Genomic DNA, 1,371 nt, shown 5'->3' with positions numbered 1-1,371 from the left:
GCCGCTGGCTCGTAGTCTCGCTTCCCATTGGAGCGGACTCGCACCGCCTGCAGCGGAAATAGGTCAATCTCGTCTTGGATCATGCTTGCGTCCGCAAAGTCTTTGCGGACGCAAGCCTGCCAACGTTCAGCCTCCAATACCAGACGTCGTCAATTGAGCGCTTACTTAGAAGGCCTCGCCAAGTATGGTGCGTTAGCTAGTATCTGGCTGTCCAAGCCCAAAGTTCTTACGCAGATTATCTACTGACGGATGCCACGTGCGCTTTGCGACCGCAGGTTGTTTCTAAGGAGGGCAGGATGAAGGGTGCAATATTCGCATCAAGTGTGCTCAACGAGGCATCGGAATATCCCCAAGGCGCCAGTCTTCTTGTCGGCGGCGCTTGACTATCACATGCTACCATCGAAGCGCTGAACTGCTGATTCTAGGTGAGGCGTTTGGATAGGCTCAGCCATCAATCCGACTTTTTTGGGCGGGACCCTCCGTGAAGACTTCCCGCCGCCGCAGCGTGCTAGCCTTTGTCGGCCCGCGCAGCGTTACTAGACGGCTGCAGGGCAGAGGACGATGCGAGTGAGGCCGCGAGGTTCACGTTGTTCTCGGTGATGTTGCCCACCTGCTTGGCTGTTCGCTGCATCGCATCGAGAAAGCTTGTTGTAGCGGTCAGAGCCGACTTCCAGGCGGCCATGGCAGTTCCCGAGCCAGAAGGAGCGACACGCTCGACCGCATCAATATAGTCCTGCATTACGCGCTTGCTCTGTTCATATTGGGCTTCGACCACCGTCGCAAGGTCGGCACGCGTCTCCGCGGCTATCTCGAGCCCTTGCCGGCAGTATGCTTGAGCCTTTTCGGCCAGCGGTAGCAAAATCCTGGCTTCCATCACCGGTAGGTCGCCATCGTTTTTGGCTTCAAATGCCTTGCGCGTGCACGCCTGGGTTTCAGCTAACGTCCATTTCATCGTCTGTAAGTTCAGTTCCGCAACCTTGTGAAATCCCTCGAGCGTTCTACTGGTAAGCCCGTACAGGATCTCAACACCCGCTTTTTGCGCTGCTGCAATCGCTTCTATGTCTGACGTAGGCATGACAAAGCCCCTGGAAATGTGCCCCAGTTGTCCCAACGAGGGCTTTCACAAGAAATTGTCCGTACAGTTCGATACAAGGATAGCTCGGATAGATGTCTACGAGACTTTCGACCAGGGCGCTCCAGCGTGTCGAGGTCTTGGGCATCCACCCCTTCCGAATGATGGGCGATAAATGGCACGGTCTCAAGAGGACTCAGGCGCCACAATTTTGGCAGACCCGATTCTGCGCACAAGCACACACTAGACAATCCCCCTATTGGCATGGTCCGTTGGAATACGGCCTCCCTCCTTGAGTG

The 1,371-nt window shown here is 55.9% G+C and carries 1 protein-coding gene; it reads right to left on the bottom strand.

What is annotated here, in order from left to right; translation table 11 throughout:
* Positions 1–508 precede the first annotated feature (508 nt).
* Positions 509–1,075 carry a TIGR01841 family phasin gene (gene phaP / locus MKD38_RS30565; RefSeq protein ID WP_012354794.1) on the bottom strand — a complete coding sequence of 189 codons (567 nt, stop codon included), beginning with the start codon at positions 1,073–1,075 and terminating at the stop codon, positions 509–511.
* Positions 1,076–1,371 lie beyond the last annotated feature (296 nt).

The sequence above is a fragment of the Cupriavidus sp. WGlv3 genome, assembly GCF_023952475.1.
Classification (GTDB): Bacteria; Pseudomonadota; Gammaproteobacteria; order Burkholderiales; family Burkholderiaceae; genus Cupriavidus; species Cupriavidus phytorum.
Note: the sequence above shows the minus strand (reverse complement) of the source record. Positions and strands in the feature narration are given on the sequence as shown.

Coding starts and splice junctions, on each gene's coding strand:
- phaP (WP_012354794.1), bottom strand. CDS start 1,075: ATGCCTACGTCAGACATAGAAGCGATTGCAGCAGCGCAAAAAGCGGGT.